The sequence below is a fragment of the Permianibacter fluminis genome, from assembly GCF_013179735.1.
In the GTDB taxonomy this organism is placed as follows: Bacteria; Pseudomonadota; Gammaproteobacteria; order Enterobacterales; family Permianibacteraceae; genus Permianibacter; species Permianibacter fluminis.
On sequence record NZ_JABMEG010000001.1, the window covers coordinates 1766264 to 1785904 of the forward strand.

The 19641-nt window shown below is 61.3% G+C and carries 21 protein-coding genes; 12 read left to right on the forward strand and 9 right to left on the reverse strand.

The annotated features are described in order from the left end of the window. Nucleotides 1-143: 143 nt before the first annotated feature. On the reverse strand, nucleotides 144-1037 hold the full coding sequence (locus HPT27_RS07590; protein ID WP_172241228.1) for a polyprenyl synthetase family protein: 894 nt from the start codon (nucleotides 1035-1037) through the stop codon (nucleotides 144-146). Then, nucleotides 1034-1285, reverse strand: a complete 252-nt coding sequence (locus HPT27_RS07595) for an exodeoxyribonuclease VII small subunit (RefSeq protein WP_172241231.1) — start codon at nucleotides 1283-1285, stop codon at nucleotides 1034-1036. Before HPT27_RS07595 ends, HPT27_RS07590 begins: the two co-directional genes overlap by 4 nt. Here HPT27_RS07595 and HPT27_RS07600 point away from each other — a divergent pair. From HPT27_RS07600 to HPT27_RS07615, 4 genes are all read left to right on the forward strand, one after another. Next, entirely contained in the window at nucleotides 1284-1484 is a 201-nt protein-coding gene (locus tag HPT27_RS07600) for a hypothetical protein (RefSeq protein WP_172241234.1), read from the forward strand. The genes HPT27_RS07595 and HPT27_RS07600 overlap by 2 nt on opposite strands. A 10-nt stretch (nucleotides 1485-1494) precedes the next feature. Continuing rightward, nucleotides 1495-2244: a MotA/TolQ/ExbB proton channel family protein gene (locus HPT27_RS07605; RefSeq protein WP_211197891.1), complete on the forward strand. Its 750-nt coding sequence runs from the start codon at nucleotides 1495-1497 to the stop codon at nucleotides 2242-2244. Between the two features lie 6 nt (nucleotides 2245-2250). Then, complete coding sequence (locus HPT27_RS07610) at nucleotides 2251-3081, forward strand: MotB family protein (RefSeq protein WP_172241237.1); 831 nt, start codon at nucleotides 2251-2253, stop codon at nucleotides 3079-3081. A 100-nt stretch (nucleotides 3082-3181) separates the two neighbouring features. Continuing rightward, nucleotides 3182-4051, forward strand: a complete 870-nt coding sequence (locus HPT27_RS07615; RefSeq protein ID WP_172241240.1) for an OmpA family protein — start codon at nucleotides 3182-3184, stop codon at nucleotides 4049-4051. Nucleotides 4052-4442: 391 nt separating this feature from the next. On the opposite strand, the gene HPT27_RS07620 is transcribed toward HPT27_RS07615, so the two are convergent. Beyond that, nucleotides 4443-5684, reverse strand: coding sequence for a pyridoxal-dependent decarboxylase, exosortase A system-associated (locus tag HPT27_RS07620; RefSeq protein WP_211197892.1), 1242 nt, complete (start codon nucleotides 5682-5684; stop codon nucleotides 4443-4445). 6 nt (nucleotides 5685-5690) lie between these two features. After that, nucleotides 5691-7250, reverse strand: coding sequence for an acyl-CoA ligase (AMP-forming), exosortase A system-associated (locus HPT27_RS07625; RefSeq protein WP_172241243.1), 1560 nt, complete (start codon nucleotides 7248-7250; stop codon nucleotides 5691-5693). Nucleotides 7251-7366: 116 nt separating this feature from the next. On the opposite strand from HPT27_RS07625, the gene HPT27_RS07630 reads away from it, so the two are divergent. After that, nucleotides 7367-8530 (forward strand): VanZ family protein, encoded by a 1164-nt coding sequence (locus HPT27_RS07630; protein WP_172241246.1) that lies wholly within the window; start codon nucleotides 7367-7369, stop codon nucleotides 8528-8530. 105 nt (nucleotides 8531-8635) lie between these two features. Here the strand turns inward: HPT27_RS07630 and HPT27_RS07635 are convergent, their stop codons facing one another. The 3 genes from HPT27_RS07635 to HPT27_RS07645 all read right to left on the reverse strand — a co-directional run bounded on the left by HPT27_RS07635 (nucleotide 8636) and on the right by HPT27_RS07645 (nucleotide 12616). Continuing rightward, the gene (locus HPT27_RS07635; RefSeq protein ID WP_172241249.1) at nucleotides 8636-10087 is read right to left on the reverse strand and encodes a lipopolysaccharide kinase InaA family protein; all 1452 of its coding nucleotides are present in this window, start codon (nucleotides 10085-10087) and stop codon (nucleotides 8636-8638) included. 177 nt (nucleotides 10088-10264) lie between these two features. Next, nucleotides 10265-11938: a hypothetical protein gene (locus HPT27_RS07640; protein ID WP_172241252.1), complete on the reverse strand. Its 1674-nt coding sequence runs from the start codon at nucleotides 11936-11938 to the stop codon at nucleotides 10265-10267. Nucleotides 11939-12136: 198 nt separating this feature from the next. Further along, nucleotides 12137-12616: a GFA family protein gene (locus HPT27_RS07645; RefSeq protein WP_172241255.1), complete on the reverse strand. Its 480-nt coding sequence runs from the start codon at nucleotides 12614-12616 to the stop codon at nucleotides 12137-12139. Nucleotides 12617-12774: 158 nt separating this feature from the next. On the opposite strand from HPT27_RS07645, the gene rpe reads away from it, so the two are divergent. The 3 genes from rpe to HPT27_RS07660 are packed head-to-tail and all read left to right on the forward strand — an operon-like array spanning nucleotide 12775 to nucleotide 14773. Beyond that, nucleotides 12775-13455, forward strand: coding sequence for a ribulose-phosphate 3-epimerase (gene rpe, locus HPT27_RS07650; protein WP_172241258.1), 681 nt, complete (start codon nucleotides 12775-12777; stop codon nucleotides 13453-13455). Continuing rightward, the gene (locus tag HPT27_RS07655; protein ID WP_211197893.1) at nucleotides 13448-14164 is read left to right on the forward strand and encodes a phosphoglycolate phosphatase; all 717 of its coding nucleotides are present in this window, start codon (nucleotides 13448-13450) and stop codon (nucleotides 14162-14164) included. The genes rpe and HPT27_RS07655 overlap by 8 nt, the downstream gene beginning before the upstream one ends. A 33-nt stretch (nucleotides 14165-14197) precedes the next feature. Beyond that, nucleotides 14198-14773: an anthranilate synthase component II gene (locus HPT27_RS07660; RefSeq protein WP_172241261.1), complete on the forward strand. Its 576-nt coding sequence runs from the start codon at nucleotides 14198-14200 to the stop codon at nucleotides 14771-14773. 59 nt (nucleotides 14774-14832) lie between these two features. Here HPT27_RS07660 and HPT27_RS07665 read toward each other — a convergent pair whose 3' ends face one another. Together HPT27_RS07665 and crp are read right to left on the reverse strand one after the other, a co-directional pair. After that, nucleotides 14833-15738: an AEC family transporter gene (locus HPT27_RS07665; protein WP_211197894.1), complete on the reverse strand. Its 906-nt coding sequence runs from the start codon at nucleotides 15736-15738 to the stop codon at nucleotides 14833-14835. 71 nt (nucleotides 15739-15809) lie between these two features. Continuing rightward, the gene (gene crp, locus HPT27_RS07670; protein WP_172241264.1) at nucleotides 15810-16445 is read right to left on the reverse strand and encodes a cAMP-activated global transcriptional regulator CRP; all 636 of its coding nucleotides are present in this window, start codon (nucleotides 16443-16445) and stop codon (nucleotides 15810-15812) included. 165 nt (nucleotides 16446-16610) lie between these two features. Between crp and HPT27_RS07675 the strand changes: the two genes are divergently transcribed. Genes HPT27_RS07675 through djlA form a run of 4 tightly spaced genes read left to right on the forward strand, consistent with a single transcriptional unit; the run spans nucleotide 16611 to nucleotide 19574 of the window. Then, a complete protein-coding gene (locus HPT27_RS07675; RefSeq protein WP_172241267.1) occupies nucleotides 16611-17051 on the forward strand; it encodes an OsmC family protein in 441 nt (146 codons plus the stop codon). Then, a complete protein-coding gene (locus HPT27_RS07680) occupies nucleotides 17044-18066 on the forward strand; it encodes an aminoglycoside phosphotransferase family protein (protein ID WP_172241270.1) in 1023 nt (340 codons plus the stop codon). The genes HPT27_RS07675 and HPT27_RS07680 overlap by 8 nt, the downstream gene beginning before the upstream one ends. Next, nucleotides 18066-18752, forward strand: a complete 687-nt coding sequence (gene murU, locus HPT27_RS07685) for an N-acetylmuramate alpha-1-phosphate uridylyltransferase MurU (RefSeq protein WP_172241273.1) — start codon at nucleotides 18066-18068, stop codon at nucleotides 18750-18752. Before HPT27_RS07680 ends, murU begins: the two co-directional genes overlap by 1 nt. Nucleotides 18753-18776: 24 nt before the next feature. Further along, entirely contained in the window at nucleotides 18777-19574 is a 798-nt protein-coding gene (djlA, locus tag HPT27_RS07690; protein ID WP_172241276.1) for a co-chaperone DjlA, read from the forward strand. Nucleotides 19575-19641: the final 67 nt, after the last annotated feature.

Genomic DNA, 19641 nt, shown 5'->3' on the forward strand with positions numbered 1-19641 from the left:
GTTGTCGATCACTCACTGGATGAAATCACGCGTCGTGCATTGACAGGCTCTGCACGTCGGGTGATTTCTTCACCTTTGTTGCGCATTCGTTCGCCCTGATGCTGAGTCTGTCGAAGCATCGAAGGGCGCGGTCGTTTTTTTGCTCAGTGTCCGCGGCTGACCACGTAACGCGCCAGCTCGATCAGGCGGCCGGTGTGATACGGCAACCCGGCCAGCGCACTGACCGCTTGTTCGGCGGTTTGCTGGGCACGCCGTTTGGCTTCCGCCAAGCCGAGCAGCGCCGGGAAGGTCATTTTGCCTTTCTCGATATCGGAGCCTTGCGGCTTGCCGAGTGTGGCGGTGTCGGCTTCGATATCGAGCACATCGTCGTGAATCTGGAATGCCAGGCCGAGCGCATTGCCGTAGGCCGTCAGCGCCTGCCATTCGTTTGGTTGCCAAGGGCCGGAACAGGCCGCGCCCATCAATACGCTGGCGGTGATCAATGCACCGGTTTTCAGCGCATGCATGTGCTGCAGTTCGGCCAGCGTCAGCTGCTGTCCGGTGGCCGCCAGATCAATCGCCTGACCACCACCCATGCCGGCTGCGCCCGAGGCTTTGGCCAGCAACTGCAGCAACTGAATCCGGATCGGCTCGCTTTGTGCGCTCAATGGTGCAGCGGCCAGATGTTCAAACGCCAGCGTCTGCAGCGCATCGCCGGCCAGAATCGCGGTGGCTTCATCGAAGGCAATGTGAGTGGTTGGCTGACCGCGGCGCAGATCATCGTCATCCATCGCTGGCAGATCGTCGTGCACCAGCGAGTAGGCGTGGATGAGTTCAACGGCGCAGGCAGCGACATCCAGATCGTGGGCATCGGCATGACGCAGCGCGCCGGCCGCGTAGACCAGAATTGGCCGCAGCCGTTTGCCTTTGTTCAGCGTGGCATAGCGCATGGCCGCGTGCAGCCGGGCGGTCGGGCCTTCGGCAACTGGCAGCATCCGGGCAAGCGCGCCATCGACGCGCTGCTGGCAGCCGTCGAGAAATTCAACAAAAGAACTCATGAGGCGCTGTCAGCCAGCGGCTTGGCGTCAAACTCGACCAGTGTTTCCTGCTCGCCCTGGCGGCTCAGCAGCTGCACTTTTTGCTCAGCGACCTGCAGTTGTTGTTCACATTGCCGGACCAGCGCGACGCCATGCTCGAATTGCTTCAGCGCCTCGTCCAGATCCAGATCGCCCTGCTCCATGCGGGTGACCAGCTGTTCCAGTTCTTTCAGCTGGGCATCAAAGCCGGCAGCAGGTTTCTTGGCCATGTCGACAACCGGGGAAAACGGTGGGGCGCTATTGTCGCCGAATGGCAGCGACCGGGCCAAGCCATTTGCGGTGACGGATGTCGATGGCGCCGACGACGGTGGCAGCGACTGGAATGACCGGGGCGCGGCTTCGTTAACCGGCATGCCGGCACCGCAGGGCCGGAAAAAACCGACTAAGGTTGTCGAGGTACGCAAGTAGGAGATGGCTTGTGCTGGATTGGGCAACGGTATTGGGCGGACTCGGCGCGGTGGCGGTGCTGGCGCTGTCGATCTGGCTGGGCGGCGATATTGCCGGCTATCTGGATTGGCCGTCGGTGTTGATCGTGCTGGTCGGCAGTCCGCTGGTTGTGTTGAGCCGGTTTCGCGGTCGCGACTGCCTGCAGGCGCTGCGCTCGGTGGCGCGGGTACTGCGCGACGATCTGCCGGCGCCGGCGGATTTGGTCGCCGAAATCGGCCGGCTGGCCGAGCAGGCGCGCAAAGGCGGCTTGCTAGCGCTGGAGTCGGCGGTGGTGGACGACGCGTTTGCCCAAAAAGGCGTGGCGCTGATGGTCGACGGTCATGACGGCGACGCGGTGCGCACGTCGCTGCAACGGGACGTGTCGCAGCAGCAGGCCCGGCATCTGCGTTCGGCGCAGGTGTTCCGCAGTCTTGGCGATGTGGCGCCGGCCATGGGCATGCTTGGCACGCTGATCGGTCTGGTCGCCATGTTGGCCCATCTGGATGATCCGAAATCGGTCGGCCCCGGCATGGCGGTGGCGCTGCTGACCACGCTGTATGGCGCCTTGATTGCGCATCTGGTTGCGCTGCCGCTGGCCGACAAGCTGCAACTGATCGCGCAGAACGAAAAGCGTTTGCGAATGCTGGTTATGGATGGTCTGGCCGGTATTCAGGCCGGCAACAATCCACGCCTGATTGTCGCCCAGCTACAGGCCTATCTCGATCCGGAACGCAGTGAGTGATGCCGCATGTTCGATGACGAAGAAGAGGGGACTGCCACTGTCGGAGCGCCGTCCTGGATGGTGACCTTTGCCGATCTGATGTCGCTGCTGCTGTGTTTTTTTGTCCTGCTACTGTCGTTCTCCACCATGGATGCCGAGCGCTTCAAGGCCATTGCCGAATCCCTGCAGGCCTCGCTCGGGGTCGAGACGGTCACGCTGATAGCCAATCCACCGCCGTTGACGATAACGGAGCCGCTGCCTACCGACAGCCGCGCTGAGGAACCCGCACCGGTCGAGCCGCCCACGACGGACTCGTCACCAAACACAACCGAGCCGCCGAGCGAACCCTCTGATGCCAATCCGGTCACCGATTTGACGGCGGCGCAATTGCAGCTGGCGGCCCGCGAGCAGGCCGAAACCGAACAGCTGGCGCAGGATCTGGCTAACTCGCTGCACGACGAGATTGTTGCCAACCGCATCGAGCTCTTGGCCGAAGGCCGGACGATCACCCTGCGCATTCGCGAAAACGGCAGCTTCCCGTCCGGCGATGCGGCACTGCAGGCGCCGGTGCGCCCGGTGCTGGCGCGCATTCGCGAACGACTGGCTGCCACCACCGGCCATATCGAGGTTGCCGGTCACACCGACAACCAGCCAATTGAAACCGACCGCTACCGATCCAACTGGGAATTGTCCTCGGCGCGCGCGGTTTCCGTTGCCCACGAGCTGATGCAAGGCGGTAGTATTCCGCCTGCCCGGCTCATCGTCAGCGGCCACGCCGACACCATGCCACTGGCCAGCAATGATCGCGAGGAAGGCCGGGCCCGCAACCGGCGGGTGGAAATTGTGGTCAGGCGCTAGCGCCGCAACGGTGAGGATGGCGACGCTGCAACGTTGATACCGCTGCGGTTGGCCGGCAACGCTGAAACAACCCATCTGCACAACAAGCAAGGAGAAGCTTATGACAAGGATTATTCGGCAATGGTTTTTGCTCGTCACCATCGCATTGTCCGGCCTGCTCAATCTGGGCGTCGCTCAGGCGGGCGACGATATCACCGGCAGCAAGGATCATCCGATGCTGCAGCGCTGGCCACAGTCGTTTATCACCGACTACTCGAAACAATTCAATGCGGTTGAACTGGCGGTTGGCAAAAAAGCCAATGGCGATGCCGACAGGCAGAGCAAGGAAGGCATGTTGACCAGCATTCGCTATTTCTACGACCAAGCCAATCAGCCCAGTGCACTGCAGCTATTGCGCAACTATCAAAATGCCATCAAGGCCATCAATGGCAAAGTGGTGTACGAACGGCTGCCGCGCGATGGCGATGGCGGCGAGATCACGCTGCAAGCCGCAGTCGACGGCAAGGACGTCTGGATTCAGGTGCTGCCGGAAATTTATTCGGCGCCCACCCAAAGCTATTTGCTGAATATTCTGGAAATCGAAGGCATGCAGCAGGTAGTCAGCGCCAACGCCATGCTCGATGAAATGAACAAGACCGGCCTGGTCACGCTGTACATCAACTTCGATACCGGCAAGTCGGAGCTGAAAGCCGATGGCAAGGCCGTGATCAAGGAAATTGTCGGCATGATGAAGCTGGCGCCGCAACTGAAAATCGAAGTCGGCGGCCACACCGACAATGTCGGTCAACCGGCTGCCAACAAAACCCTGTCACAAGCGCGGGCCCAAACCGTGATGAAAGCGATTGTTGACGGCGGTATCGCCGCGAACCGGCTAACCGCAGCCGGCTACGGCCAGGAGTATCCGATTGGCGACAACCGGACCGAGGCGGGCAAGGCGAAGAATCGTCGGGTTGAATTGGTGAAGAAATGATCAGATAGAGAAACGAGTTGCCAAAGATATGAGCTGGCAAATAAATGATCAGTTAGGAAAATGGTCAGGTAAGGGAATGAGCAGGTAAGGGAATGAGCAGGTAAGGGAATGAGCAGGTAAGGGAATGAGCAGGTAAGGAAATGAGCAGGTAAGGAAATGACTCTCCACTCCCTCCCCTGTCAGGGGGAGGGTTGGGGTGGGGGTGTGTACGAGATGAAGTTTGCTATATGAACGCCATCTCGTGATTTGAATGCCCCGGGGGTCTGACTTACCTTTTATTGCTTGCGCAAGCAACGTTAGCAAAAGCACAAGTCCCAGAACGGCCGGTGCTGATAACGCAAAAAACAAAACGCCACCCTTCGGTGGCGTTTTGTTTTAAGCAGAAGCAACATCAAACCAATACTTCCACCGCATCGCCTTGACTCAAGAACCCGCGCGGACTCGCGGTCAGACCATAGGCGCCGGATTGAAACACCACTGCTAAATCGCCTTTGCGGGCGACCGGCAGTTGCACTTTGTTGCCGAGCAGATCGAGCGGTGTGCACAGTGGACCTACAAACTGAACCGTTTCTTTCTCGGTGTCATCCATCCGGTTGCCGAGCGCAACCGGATAGTTCTTGCGAATGATCTGGCCGAAATTGCCGCTGGCGGCGAGATGGTGATGCAAGCCGCCATCGGTGACCACGAAGACTTCACCGCGCGAGATTTTCCGCTCGCGCACTGCGCAAACATACAAGCCGGCTTCGCCGACCAGATAACGGCCCAGTTCCATGACGATCTCGGCCTGCGGCAAGCGCTGCTGACATTCGTCGACATGGCGCTGCAGGTTGGCGCTGATGTCATTCAGATCGAGCGGTGTGTCGCCGGGGAAATACGGAATGCCGAGACCACCACCGATGTTGAGCAGTTTGACCGGCGATGGCGCACTTTCGGCCAGCCGGTAGGCGAGGGCGAAGGTTTTGTCGTGGGCATCGCGAACATTTTCGGCGCGCAGGTTTTGTGAACCCCAGAAAATATGGAAACCGACAAAGTTCTGCTCGAGTTCCTTGATGCGGTTCAGCAGGGTCGGCACCTGTTCGGCATCGACACCAAACTGCGCAGCGTGACCGCCCATTTTCATGCCGGACGATTTCAGTTCGAAATCCGGGTTTACCCGCACCGCAATATTGGCCTTGACGCCGAGTTCGCGCGCCGCGACTGCAGCGGATTCCAGCTGAGCAAACGATTCGACGTTGAGCACGATGCCGCTTGCCACGGCCATCCGGATCTCGTCATCGGATTTGCCGGGTCCAGCAAAGGAGATTTCGTGCGCGGGTATGCCGGTGTCGAGCGCCACGCGCAGTTCGCGGCCCGAGGCAACGTCGAGGCCGTTGACCAGCGTGGCCATGTGCTGCACCACCGCCGGCATCGGATTGGCTTTCATCGCGTAATGCAGCGAAATGGCTTTTGGCAGCGCTGCCCGCAGTTGCTGCACACGTGCAGTCATCACCGCGCGATCGTAAACATAGAACGGCGTTTGACCCACGCGCGCGGCCAAACGGGTTAGCGGAATGCCAGCAACGGTGAGTTCACCGTTGACGACAGGGTAATGCGGAATCGGCGCGTGCTGAGGAGGAGTCGGTGTGGACATCATGCAGCCTCAGTGCTGGGCGCCGAACAGATCGGCGTATTCGGTCGACAGCGCTTTGCGGTCGATCTTGCCGTTCGGGTTGCGCGGCAGGTTGTCACGGACGATCAGTTTTTGCGGCTGCATGAAATTCGGCAGTTCTTTTTTCAGCGTCGCCAGCAGCTCGGCTTCGTTGTAGTCGCTGGTGGTTTTCAGCACCAGCACCACCGCCTGACCGAGCGTGTCATGGGCAATGCCGAGCGCGGCGACTTCGGCGATGCCTTTCTGGCGATACACCACATCTTCCAGTTCGCTCGGCGAAATGCGGTTGCCGCTGCACTTGATCATGTCGTCCTTGCGGCCGATGAAGTACAAAAAGCCTTCGACATCTTTCTTGACGGTGTCACCGGAGAACACGGCGATTTCCGGCAGCATCAAACCGTTGACCCGCTTCGGCAGAATCTTGAACCGCTCAGCGGTCTTGTCCGGCGAGTTCCAGTAACCGAGCGAGACCAGCGCACCGCGGTGCACCAGTTCACCCGGTTCATCGGGGCCGCACTCGCTGCCGTCTTCACGCAGCACAACGATTTCGGCATTCGGAATCGCTTTGCCCATCGAGCCCGGGCGGGTGTCGACTTCGCTCGGCGGCAGGAAGGTCGAGCGGAACGCTTCGGTCAAACCGTACATCAAAAACGGCTTGGTTTTCGGCAACTGCGCGCGCAGCCCCTGCAGCGTTGCGAACGGCATGTGACCGCCGCTGTTGGTGAAATAGCGCAGCGTGTTCTTGGCTTCCTGCGGCCATTCGAGTTGCGCCAGCTGCACCCACAATGGCGGCACGGCGGCGAGACCGGTGATGCGGTGTTTGACGCAGGCTTTGATCACGTCATTCGGCAGCAGGTAATCCATCAGTGCGACCGAGGCGCCGACCGAGAACGCGGTGGTGAGCTGCGACAGACCGTAATCGAACGACAGCGGCAGCACCGCGAGCAGGCGATCGTCTGGGGTGTTTTCCAGATACTCGGCAACGCTATGCGCGCCGGCGACCATGTTGCGGTGTGACAGCACGACGCCTTTCGGATTACCGGTCGAACCGGAGGTGTACAAAATCGACACGACATCACCATCGATGCGGCGATGCGGTTGGCTGCCATTGGCGCTGGCGAGGAAGGTTTTCCAGCTGACTGTGCCATCGACGTCACCATCGACCAGCACGGTCTCTTGCAAATCCGGGCAATCTCGCAGCGCGTCTTTGAGCTGCTCGTAACGGCCTTTGGCGGTGATCAGCGTGCGGACATTGCAGTCGCGCAGAATGTAGGCGACCTGCTGCGGTTTCAGCAGCGGGTTGACCGGCACGAACACGCCGCCGGCAGCGGCAGTGCCGAAAATCGCAATCGCGGTTTCGAATTGTTTGGGCAGGAAGAACGCGACTCGTTCGCCGGCTTTCAGGCCACGGGCGACGGCGGCATCGGCAAAGCCGGTGATGGCATCGGCCAGCTGGCGGTAAGTGAGGGTGTCATCGCGGAAATGGAGCGCCGGGCGGTCCGGGAAACGCTCGGCCGAGCCGAGCAGCAATGCGTGCAGCAGTTCCTTCATGGTCAGACAGCATCCTTGTCGTTACAGCATCGTCAGGCATCTGCACCAGGCGGCGGTCGCCGCCGGCAGACGAGGTCGCTATTCTACAGGCTCCGGCCGCCACGCGAAGGCCTTCGATGTCATCTGCCCGCCCTGAATTGCGTCGGCTGCTGTATGTCCTGACTCTGCTGATCGTCTACGTCTCGCTGTACCCGTTCCGGTTTCGGGTCGAGCCGATTCCGTTCGAGCCGGCCTGGTCGGCGGTCGACATGCTGGCCAATGTCCTGCTGTTCCTGCCATTTGGCCTGCTGGCGCGCTGGCTGGCGGGGCCGGGTCACGACGCCAGCCACGCCACCCGCAACCGGCTGGCCTTGCTGCTGCTGGCCGGCGCCGCGCTGGCAGCGGTGCTGCAATGGCTGCAGGTATTCGTGCCAAGCCGGCAGCCGTCGCTGATGGATGTCGGCATGAACTGGATAGGGCTTGGGCTGGGCGCGGGTCTGGCGCCGTGGTTGTCGCCCACACGGTGGCAGCACCTGGGCCGGTTCTGGCTCGACAGCCGGGCCGGCCTGTTGGTGCTGTGCTGGCTGGCAGCGCAGCTCAGCCCGTATCTGCCCGGCAACCCGCTGCGGGCCATCGAGCGGCAGCTGTTCCTGTGGCAGCAGCTGCAATGGCAATTCGAGTTGCTCGCCGCGCACACGTTGGCCTGGCTGATTGTGCTGCGGCTGCTCAGGCCGGCGCTGGCGCCCTGGCGCCTCGGCGCGCTGATCGCTGTCTGCGTATTGCTGCAGCCCTGGCTGATGGGCAACGGCCTGCTTCGTGAGGAATTGCTGGCGCCACTCGCCGCCGGTCTGCTGCATGCGCTCGGTCTGCGCTCGCTGCGCTTGCTGCTGTGGCTGACCGTGTTGATGGTGCTGACCAAGGCGCTGAGCCCTTGGCATCCGATGACGGTTGCGCAGCCGTTTCGCTGGTTGCCGTTTGGCGGTCTGGTCAATGCCCCGGTGCCGTTTGCCTTGGCAACGTTGGCGGAAAAAGCGTTCTGGCTGGGCTGCCTGTATGAACTTGGATTGCGCATTGGCTGGCGCGAACGGCGCTGGCTTGTGCTCTTGTTGCTGCTGTTAGTGGCGCTGGAGTTTGGTCAGCGCTGGTTGCCGGGACACCGCGCTGAACTGACTGATCCGCTGTTGCTGCTGTTGATGGTGTTATTGCTACGGACTGCCGCAGCCACGCCGCCGGCCGAGGCCAGTCGGGTCACTGCCGCCAATGCGGACACGCTGGCCCGCGTCAGCGCAAAAGCAGACTAGCGGCAGCGTCAAATCCGATCAGAAATAACCGATCAGCAATAACTGGTCAGCAATAGCCGAATAGCAAATACGCGAACAAAGAATCGGCAAATAACACCTGCCTGCCTAGCGCAGGCCGCGTGCCTGCAAGCCTGCGGTGAAGGCCTGCAGCCGGTCCGGTTGCTCGGCAAAATTTTTCAGCAAGCGCTCCATGTCCTTGCCGAACAGACGGCGATGCCGACGCTTGCCGGTGACCAGTTTGATGGCGTCGAGATCGAGCAGTACCGGCCGACCGTCGCGAATCAGGATGTTGGTGGCCTTGGTGTCGCCATGAACCAGTTGCAGCGAATGCAATTCGGCAAACAGATCCAACACCCGCTCGATGACTTGCTGCTGTGCTGCTGTCAGCGGCGCGTCGCCCGCGAGGAATTCCCGCAGCGACGGTGCTGTCACCGCCGCGCTGACGTAAAACGCTTCCGCATTGAACGGGCCGTGCTTGCGCACCAATTGCAGAATCGGCAACGGCGTGTCGATTTCAAACATGCGCAAGGCGTGGGCAAAGCGGAATGAGCGATCGGCCCGGCTGGTGCTGAAGGCGCGCTTGAGCTGCTGCCAGCGGTTTTTCAGGTTGTAGCGCTTGATCACGACCGGGCCGGCGGCCCATTCACGGCGCACCACGGTGGCATTACCGAATTCTTTGTAGCGGATGCTGGCGTTATCGACGTCGGCATCCGGCGACGACAGGAACGTCTGGAGATCGCTGCCATCCCATTCCCGCTGTAGTACCGCCTGACCCGCACCGGTGCGCCGCGCTTCCAGCCAGGTGGTGCTGCGGCCGGCTTTGGCCAGCATGTATTCAAAACGTTGCCGACGATGGCGCTGAATGGCCGGCAAAAACGCCGCCCAGCTGAGCAGCGTTTCGCCAAAGCGCTGGCGCTGGTAATGCAGGAAGGCAACGGTCAGCAAATGATCCCAGCGCGGTGGCAGCTGCGAACAAAATACCGCGAAGTTTTCAAAGCCGGCGGCGCGATCGAGCGGGCCTTTTTGCTGATGCACTTCGTCGCCGTCGATGCAGACGACGCGACCCTCGTGCCAGAGAAAATTACCGAGATGCAGATCGGCTTGCCAGACGCCGCCAAGGTGCTGCCGGGCCAACACGTCGGCAACGGCGCTGAGCAGTTCCTGACGTTGCGCATCGGTGTCGAGCGCGGGCCAACGGGACACCAGACTTTGCGCGCCCGGCAGCCAGGCCAGCAGCAATACCGTCACGGCATTGTCACTGGCAGTTCCGGTGTAGAGCAGCGGCGGGGTGTCGCAGCCGCAGTCGGTCAAGGCCAGCAGGCCATCGAGTTCACGTTTGCACAGTTGCCGATGCCGACCACGTTTGAAAAACAGTTTGGCAATGACTTCCGAGCTGCCGTAATGGCCGTAGAACGCCGCCCGTTTGCCCGGCATCAGCCGCAGCAGCCGATCGCAGGCCAGCGGACCGGAACGGTCTTTCAGCGGCAGGGCGAACGTCTGGGTTTGGCCGGGGGCCAGCTGACGCAGATAGTGAGCAACGGGGGAACGCGCCTTCATGGCGGAGGACTGTGAACGGGTCGGCAAAAAAGGTGCGCCAGCCTAGCGGCAGCCGTCAGGAAGCTCAAGTAAAAACGCCACCACCCTCGGGTCTGTTGCAATGGCCCGGGAGTGGTGGCGCGACTGGAGTCGTACTGTTGTCAGGTTTTGCCCGCGCTCTCGATTGGAAAACCGGGATCAGGCAACCCGACGCGCCTTGCGCAAAGCCAGCGCCCTACTGTCGGCCAGCGTCAACACGCGGGCGGGCAGCGGCTGTTGGCCGAGCAGGCATTCAATACCGTAATCGACAGCCATCAGCAGGTCGGCAATCAGGGTCAGCACGCTAGCCGGCAGGCTACGCAGGGTGGTCGGGGCGACGGCCACGTCGACCATTTGCGAGACTTCCTGCAGCGGTTCGGCCAGCCGTTCCAGATTCAGGAAGGTCAGGGCATGGCAAACCCGCTGCAAGGTGCTGGTGACCTGCAGCAGGTGATTGCGCTGGCCGTTGGCGGCAATGTAGCCGTCAAAAGCGGCCGTGACTTCGCCGAGGTAATGGCGAATATCGGTCAGCGCGCTGATGCGGCCCTCGTCCTGCACGGCGGCGTGCGGCTCGGTGCCATCCAGCTCGGAGTTGACGCGGGCGCCGGCCAGACGGGTGTCGAGACCCAGTTTGACCTTGGCCAGACTGTTGATCAGCGTTTGCACGGCGCTGTGGCAGGCCACGATCAGCTTGTTGCTGTGCAGGCCAAAGGCATCGCCGGCTTCGATCAGGATTTGCGCCATGCTGTTCTGTTCGGCCAGCAGCAGGGTGTGGCCGAGGCGGCGGACGGTTTCGGTCAAGCCGGCAACATTAATCTCGGCGCCGGGGCTGGCGACCAGCAGGTGATTTTGTTCGGTCAATACCAGATTCAGTTCGTCACGAACCTGTTCGAGCACCAGTCGATAGGTGCTTTCGGCCGGAGCGCCGAGTGCCAACTGGGCTTCGGCCAGATCCAGCTGGTTGACCGGGCGCAGCTGCACGGAATAGGCCGCAGCCAGCGCGCTAAAGCCGGCGGCTTGTTGCTTGCACAGGCTCAGGTGATAGAACAGATCGCGCCAGAGCAATTCGGGCGGCAGCGAACGCAGATTGTTGTTGGCGGCGCGCAAGTGTTCGGCCAGATAGCGCTCCAGATTACCCAGTACGCGCTTGCGGGCCGGGGTCAGCACCAGCTCTTGCTCGAGCGCACTGACAAACTGGCGGCTCAGCAACCAGAGTTCCTTGTGGCGGGCATCCGGAGCCGAACTGACTAGGCTGCGACAGGCCTGATCGATCAGACGCAGACCAGGGCCGGATTGGGCTTGCGACAGCACATGCACCACGCCCAGCTGCAGCATCAGATGCTGGCGGCGGCCGGACAGATTGAGTTCATCAAAACCTTTCGGTGACAGCGCCTGGACGGCGGGGACCCGGACGGCAAAAAAGGCGCTTTCCGGCAATAACGGCAATTTGCGGCTGCTGCGCAGGCCATTGATGGCGGGCAGCACCAGTTCCGGCAAATCGCAGGTCTTGCCGGCAATGTAATCGACATAACGGCCAATCAGGGCGCAGCCGAAACTGAGCCGTTCCAGCAGCGTCAGCGCGGCTGCATCGGGCTCGAATGCCAGATCCTGGACGGCTTCGAGGGCTTCCTGGGCAAACCGGCGAGCGGCCGGCAGTTCCAACAATTCAAAGGTACCGCGCAGGGCCAGCAGCGACTGGATGACGTCATCGAGGCCATCGCGCTGTTGCCAGTTTTGGGCGAACTGATCGAGGCCATCACCGGCCTTGTTGAGCAGATCGAGGACGTCACTGCGGACGAGCTGCAGTGCCGCTGTGCTGGAATTGACTTGCATAACCACAGGTTCCCACCTTTAAAGGCAGCCAAAAACGGCTGCAAAGCACTGGTTTTTCTAACCCGGACGGGGAACGGCGGGCATCTAGCCCTCCCTGTGACTTGGCACACAGTTTTGGTCCGGGGGGTATGAAAATTAACCAGCTGGAGGCTGCTTGTAAACAATAATGTAGAAGAATTTTCTGTGACGAGCGTTCGATCAGGCGTTGGCTGCCGATGCAAAGGCCGGCTCTTCCGGCAATTCCGGTGGCTGCAAGCCGCCAGCGAAGTGCACACCGACCGCAAAAGTCTGCTGGCGCAAGGCCTCGCGCTCCTGCTCGGTCATCGGTTCGGCCCGAAGTGGCAGAAAGTCCTGCGGCAGTGCCGGCAGCACCGCGGTCTTGGCATTGATGACGCCATACCACTGGCCGCCAATGCGGGTGACGGCAGCCACCACGACACCGCAGTGCTGGCACAGCAGAATGCGTGGCAGGTGTTGGCCGGCGACATACCAGGTGGCTTGCGAAGGCAGCTCGGCGGTCAGTTGCAAATCCTTGCCGGGGCCGCCGAACCAGCTGGCGCCTTGCAGTCGGCAAAAGCTGCACGGGCAGCCAAACACGGTCAAATTGCCGACGGCAGCTGGCAGAGTCATCGAGCTGGACAGATTGCCGCAATGACATTGCCCGGTAATGGTCAGCATCCGTTGTCTCCACCACGACGCCCATCCGGGGCGACAGCGCGCACTCACTTTACGGACTTTTGGGGGCGCTCGGCAACCGCTGGCGGCGGATCTGCAGGCTCCGTAGAATGTCGGGCCCCGCCGTCGGCTGTCGTTGTTCTGCAAGGTCCGGTTCGTCCATGTCCAAATCCCCCTATCTGATTGCCCCGTCGTTGCTGTCCGCTGACTTTGCCAGGCTCGGTGAGGATGCCAACGCGGTATTGGCAGCCGGCGCCGATTGGCTGCATTTCGATGTCATGGATAATCATTACGTGCCGAACCTGACCATCGGACCGCTGGTCTGTTCGGCGCTGCGCAAGCACGGCATCACGGCGCCGATTGATGTGCATCTGATGGTCAAGCCGGTCGACCGGATCATTCCGGATTTCGCCAAGGCCGGTGCCAGCTTGATCAGCTTTCACCCGGAAGCGAGTGAGCATGTCGATCGCACCATCCAGCTGATTAAAGATCACGGTTGTCAGGCCGGTCTGGTGTTCAATCCGGCGACGCCGCTGCATTACCTCGACTGGGTTCTCGACAAGCTGGATCTGGTGCTGATCATGTCGGTCAATCCGGGCTTCGGCGGCCAGTCGTTTATTCCGGCGGCGCTGGACAAATTGCGCGCCGTGCGCGAACGGATTGACCGCAGCGGCAAACCGATTCGGCTGGAAGTGGACGGTGGCGTCAAAGTCGACAACATCGCTGCCATCGCCGCGGCGGGCGCCGATACCTTTGTCGCCGGTTCGGCGGTGTTTGGACAGCCCGATTACCATGCCGTGATCAACCAGATGCGGCAGCAACTGGCGACCGTGCGTGGCTGAAGTCGGCATCGGTGGTGGGCAAATGACGCCGCGCTGGTCGGCGCCGCGCGCGCTGCTGTTTGATCTGGATGGGACCTTGGTGCACAGCCTGCCGGATCTGGCGGACGCAGTGGATGCCATGTTGGCCAGCTACCAGTTACCGGCGCTCGGTGAGGCGCACATTAGCTCCATGGTTGGCAACGGTTCGCGCAAACTCATTGAGCGGGCGCTGTCGGCGTCAAGCTGGTGTGGCGCGCCGGGCCATTCAGACGAGCTGCTTGCCGACGCGCATCACCGCTTTCTGCAGCATTATCGTCAGCATGTCTGCGTTCGCTCATCGCTGTGCCCCGGCGTTGCCGAGCAGTTGCCGGTGCTGCAACAGGCCGGCATTAAACTGGCCGTCGTGACCAACAAGCCGATTGAGTTTGTGCCGCCGCTGCTCAAGGCGCTGGCCATCGCAGACGTGTTTTCCCTGCTCATTGGTGGCGATTCGCTGCCTGAAAAAAAGCCGTCGGCGCTGCCGCTGCAACAGGCCTGCGCCCAGCTTGGCGTTCCCGTTGCCGACAGCATCATGGTCGGCGATTCCCGCACCGATATCGAGGCCGCGCGGGCCGCCGGCATGCGGGTGGTCGCGGTCAGCTTTGGCTACAACCATGGCGAACCAGTGGCAGCATCACGGCCGGATGCGATCATCGATAACTTGAACGAGTTGCCGGCATTATGGCGCTGAACGCTCGCGTTACGTCGAACGGTTGCCGCTGACGTGCTGCTGCTGATCGACAACTACGATTCCTTCACCTGGAACCTGGTGCAGTATTTTGCTGAACTGGGCGCCGAGGTCGTCGTGCGTCGCAATGATGCCCTGACGCTGGCCGATATCGACGCGCTGCAACCGGCGCAACTGGTGATTTCTCCTGGCCCGTGCACGCCGAATGAAGCCGGCATTTCTCTGGCTGCGATAGCACACTGTGCCGGACGTTTGCCGATACTCGGCGTTTGTCTCGGCCATCAGGCCATTGCCCAGGTATTCGGCGGTCGGGTCATACGCGCCGACGCGGTCATGCACGGAAAAACTTCACCGATTCATCACGCCCAGCAGGGCATTTTTCGTGATCTGCCAGCGCCGTTTGCGGCAACCCGCTACCACTCGCTGATCGTGGATCGCCAGCAGTTGCCGGTCGAGCTGGAAGAAACGGCGTGGACGGAACGCGCGGGCCAACGCGATTACGTGATGGGATTGCGGCATCGGCAGCTGCCGATTGAAGGCGTGCAGTTTCATCCGGAATCGATTCTGACCGAGCACGGCCATCGCTTGCTGCAGAATTTTCTGATGCGCTGACCGGCCTGCATGTCTTTCGGTGGGCGCCGTTTGTTGCGCTCGGATTCAGCGAGATGATTTCACTGCAACAGGGAATGCCACAACGTCAGCGTCAGCAAGCTGAGCGGGATACCAAAACCAACCATCGCCGCCGCCAGTCGCGGTGCCAGATTGGCATTCATTGCCAGCGCACCGGCCGTGATCATGGACGCCATGCCGGCTTCAAACACGCTGACTTGCGCCGTCAACCCGTGCACGCCAAGCACTTGCACCAGGGCCAGCGCCAGCAGCGGCATCGCCAGCAGTTTCAGACTTAGCCCCAGCGCCAGCGGTGCGCGCAGCTCCGCGTGCAAATCCAGTTTCCACTGCAGACCGACCGCGACCAGAATCACCGGCACCAGCGTCGCGCCGATGCGCTTGAATACGTCGTCGAGCACCACAGGCACCGTGATCTGGCTCAGCAGCAGACCGGCCAGCAAGGCCAGAAACGGCGTGAAATGCACCATCCGCTCCAGCACCCGTTTGACAGTCGGCGGCGGGCAGTCGGCGTAGCGGCTCAGAATCCAGATCCCGTAAGTGGACAGCGCGACAAAACTGCCGAGCTGATCGTAAATGATGGCGACCGGCAAGCCGGCTTCGCCCCAGAACGATTGCACCAGCGGAAAGCCGAGAAAGGAGGTGTTACCCAGCGGCACCACCAGCAACAGCGCGCCGGTAATCGCTTTCGACCACTGACAATAACGCGCCAGCAGCAGGACCGCGCCGGCACTGACTGCCAGCAGCAGCCACGGCAACAAGGCAGGAAACAGCAGTTGTGCGGTGAACTGCATGGCTGGCACTTGGTGCAGCACAACAGCCGGCAAGGCGACATGAATGACGTAAGCGTTGAGGGCGTGCGCGACATCGTCGCCAACCCGGCGCGAGATCCGCAAGATGACGCCGATGGCGAGACAAATCGCAATCAGCAGCAGGTTTTCTACCAGCACATTTCTACCAGCACATTTTCACTTCGGGCAGGTTCCACGCATTCGCCTGCCCGAACTGCTCGCGGTGGCGCTCAGCGCGCGCCGCGGATGACCATGGTTTTGCCGCGGGCCGTGATGAGGCCCTGTTCTTCCAGCGCCTTCAACACCCGGCCGACCATCTCCCGCGAGCAGCCAACCAGCCGGCCGAGTTCCTGCCGGGTGATTTTGATCTGCATGCCTTCCGGGTGGGTCATCGAATCGGGTTGCTTGCACAGGTCGAGCAGCGTCCGGGCGACCCGGCCGGTGACATCGAGGAACGCCAGATCGGAAACCTTTCGGCTGGTGGCGCGCAGGCGCAGCGACATCTGGCCGGCCAGCTTCAGCAGCAGATCCGGGTTTTCGCGGCCGAGCTGCTGGAACTTGGTGTAACTGACTTCCGCCACTTCGCATTCGACTTTGGCGCGGACCCAGGCGCTGCGAACGTCTTGGCCATCGAACAGACCCATCTCGCCGAAAAAGTCGCCGGCGTTCAGATAAGCCAGCACCAGCTCGCGGCCATCGTTGTCCTCGATCAGCACCGAGACCGAACCCTCGATAATCAGATACAGGGTGTCGGGCTTGTCACCGGCATAAATGATGGTGCTCTTGGCCGGGTATTTGCGCCGATGGCAATGGGATACAAACCACTCCAGAGTGGGATCAGCAGCGATACGTCGCGGCAACGCCATGCGGGTCTCTCCTTTATCTGCCTGCAACGGCAGACGTTCTTATCCGCCGGAGTATACGCCTCGGCGCCGTGATGGGAAGTGCATCACATCACAACCGTGCGCCGGTTGGCGGTCCGGGATGCTAAGCTCTCGCCATTGTTCTGCGTCCGGGATTAAGCCTACAAAATGAAAGCCAAAGTCAGCTGGTTTGATGATTTGAGTTTTGTTGCCGAGTCGGCCAGTGGCCACAGCCTGCTGCTGTCGGCCGGCGCCAGCAGCGGTGGCCGCGACAGCGCGGTGACGCCAATGGAAATGGTGTTGATGGGGGTCGGCGGCTGCTCGTCCATCGATGTCGTGATGATCCTGAAGAAAGCCCGCCAGGACATTACCGACTGCGTCTGCGAACTTGACAGTACCCGGGCGGAAACCTCACCGCGGGTGTTCAAAACCATCCACGCCCATTACATCGTCAGCGGCCGCAACCTGAAGAAAGAACAGGTCGAACGCGCAGTCAGCATGAGTCTGGAGAAATACTGTTCAGTGGCACTGATGTTGGCCGGCACCGTCACCATCACCAGCAGTTTTGCCATCAACGATGTGGCCGAGGTCGGCGCTGGCAATGGCTGATCGCAGTGAGGCGTTGGCGCAGTGGGCTCGGCGCGAAGCCGGTGTTGCTGCCGGTGACTGGCAGATTGTCTCGGGTGATGCCAGCTTTCGCCGCTATTTTCGTCTGCGTGATGGCAAGCGCAGCTGGATTGCCGTTGATGCGCCACCGGAGCGGGAAAATGCTGGCCATTTTGTCGCGCTGTCAAACGCGCTGCGCGAACGCGGCCTGCCAACGCCTGCAGTTTACGCCGCCGATCTGAACCAAGGTTTTCTGTTGCTGGAAGATTTTGGCGACAGCTTGCTGCTGGCGAAACTGACGCCGCAATCGGTGGCCGGCCTTTATGGCGATGCCATGAACCTGCTGGCGCAGTGGCAGGCCATCGCCGAGTTGCCAGTCAGCCTGCCACGCTACGAACCGGCGCGGCTGAAACAGGAAATGGAGTTATTCCCGAGCTGGCTGCTGGAGCGACACCTGCAGAGACCATTCGAGCCAGCCGAGCAACAACAATACGAACGGGTCATGCATCTGTTGCTGGCCAATGCCTCTGCACAACCGTTTGTCCTGTGCCATCGCGATTTTCACTCACGCAATCTGATGCTGCGTCCGGGGTTTGCCGTACCGGGGCTGATTGATTTTCAGGACGCGGTCTGGGGTCCGGTGACTTACGATCTGGTGTCGCTGCTGCGCGATTGTTATATCGAATGGCCCGCGACGCAGGTGCGCGACTGGGCGCTGAAATACCGTGATCGGTATGTCGGCGCTGGCGGCCACGCTGTTGATGATGCCACCTGGCTGCGCTGGTTCGACTGGATGGGCCTGCAGCGGCATTTGAAAGTGCTGGGTATTTTCGCCCGGCTGCATTATCGCGATGGCAAGCGCGGTTATCTGGCCGATTTGCCGTTGACCCTGCGTTACTGCATCAACGTCGCCGAACAATACGACGAGCTGCAGGCGTTTGCCGTTTGGTTGCGGCAGCAGGTGGCGTCCCGCCTTGATGCCACCGGTCAAGTCAAACTCCGCGAGATCCATTCCTGATGCGCGCGATGATACTGGCGGCCGGTCGCGGCGAGCGAATGCGACCGCTGACCGACCATACGCCGAAGCCGCTGTTGCCGGTCGCCGGCAAACCCTTATTGCAATGGCATATCGAACGTTTGCGTGCGGCCGGCATCACTGAACTGGTGATCAATCATGCCTGGCTCGGCGAGCAAATCGAGGCGATGTTTGCCGACGGCAGTGCGTTCGGTGTGTCGATTCAGTGGTCGCGAGAAGCGGCGCCGCTGGAAACGCTGGGCGGCATTGTCAAGGCCTTGCCTTTGCTGGGCGCCGAGCCGTTTCTGGTGGTCAACGGCGATATCTGGTGTGACTACGATTTTACCGCGCTTACCACTCATTGCTTGGCAGCAAACAACGCGGGTTCAAACGCGCTGGCGCATCTGGTGCTGGTCGACAATCCGCCGCAGCATCCGCACGGTGATTTTGCCCTTGCCGGCCAAACCGTGCGGGCCGATGGCGCGGCCAAATTGACCTTTGCCGGCATCGGCTGGTATCAGCCGGAATTGTTCCGACAATGCCTGCCGGGCAAGGCGCCGCTGGCGCCATTGCTGCGGGCGGCGATGGCGCAGGGCAAGGTCAGCGGCGAACATTTTCGTGGTCGCTGGTTTGATATCGGCACGCCCGAACGCTTGCAGCAACTCGATGCGCAGTTGCGCCAGCATTAAATTCAAGCAGGAGTAAACGACGCGATGGGCTGGTGGGGCAAAGTGCTGGGCGGCGGACTTGGTTACGCAATGGGCGGGTATTTTGGCGCGCTGCTCGGCGCCGTGCTCGGCCATCAGCTCGACAAAGGCGTCGCCGATACCGAGAGCGACGAGGATTATTCGCCAGGCAGTCAGGTTCGGGTGCAGACGGCATTTTTTACCGCGACCTTCAGTGTGCTCGGCCACATCGCCAAAGTGGATGGCCGGGTCAGCGAACACGAGATTGAATTTGCCCGCGAGGTGATGCGGCATTTTGCCCTCAGCGAGGCGCAGAAGCAGGCGGCCATCGGGCTGTTCAATCAGGGCAAGAGTGCCGAGTTTTCCTTGCAGCGCGCACTCAGCAGTCTGAAGCAGGAATGCGGTCGTCGCCGGCATTTGCTGCAGACTTTTTTTGAAATTCAGATCCAGTCGGTCATGGCCGACGGCAGCTTGCACCCGGAAGAGCGGGCGTTGCTCGCGCGCATCGGCCAGACGCTCGGATTCAGTGATGCCGAAACGGCAGCGCTGATCGCGCAAATCGTTGGTGCGGCCCACTTTCATCAGGCCGATGTCCGGCAGGATGAGTCGGCGAAGCTTGTGGCGGCATACAAGGTGCTCGGCGTACAGGCTATTGATGATGATGAAACCATCAAGCGCAGTTACCGCAAACTGATGGCGCAACACCATCCGGACAAATTGGTGGCGCAGGGCTTGCCGGAAGAAATGATGAAGGAAGCGACTGAGCGGGCGCAGCAGATTCAGCAGTCGTATCAGCTGATCCGGCGGCAGCGCGGAACGGAGTGAGCGTGAGATCTGCCCATAGCCGGGCTGATATCAGCCGCTGGTGATTAATCCCTCACCATGCCTTCCC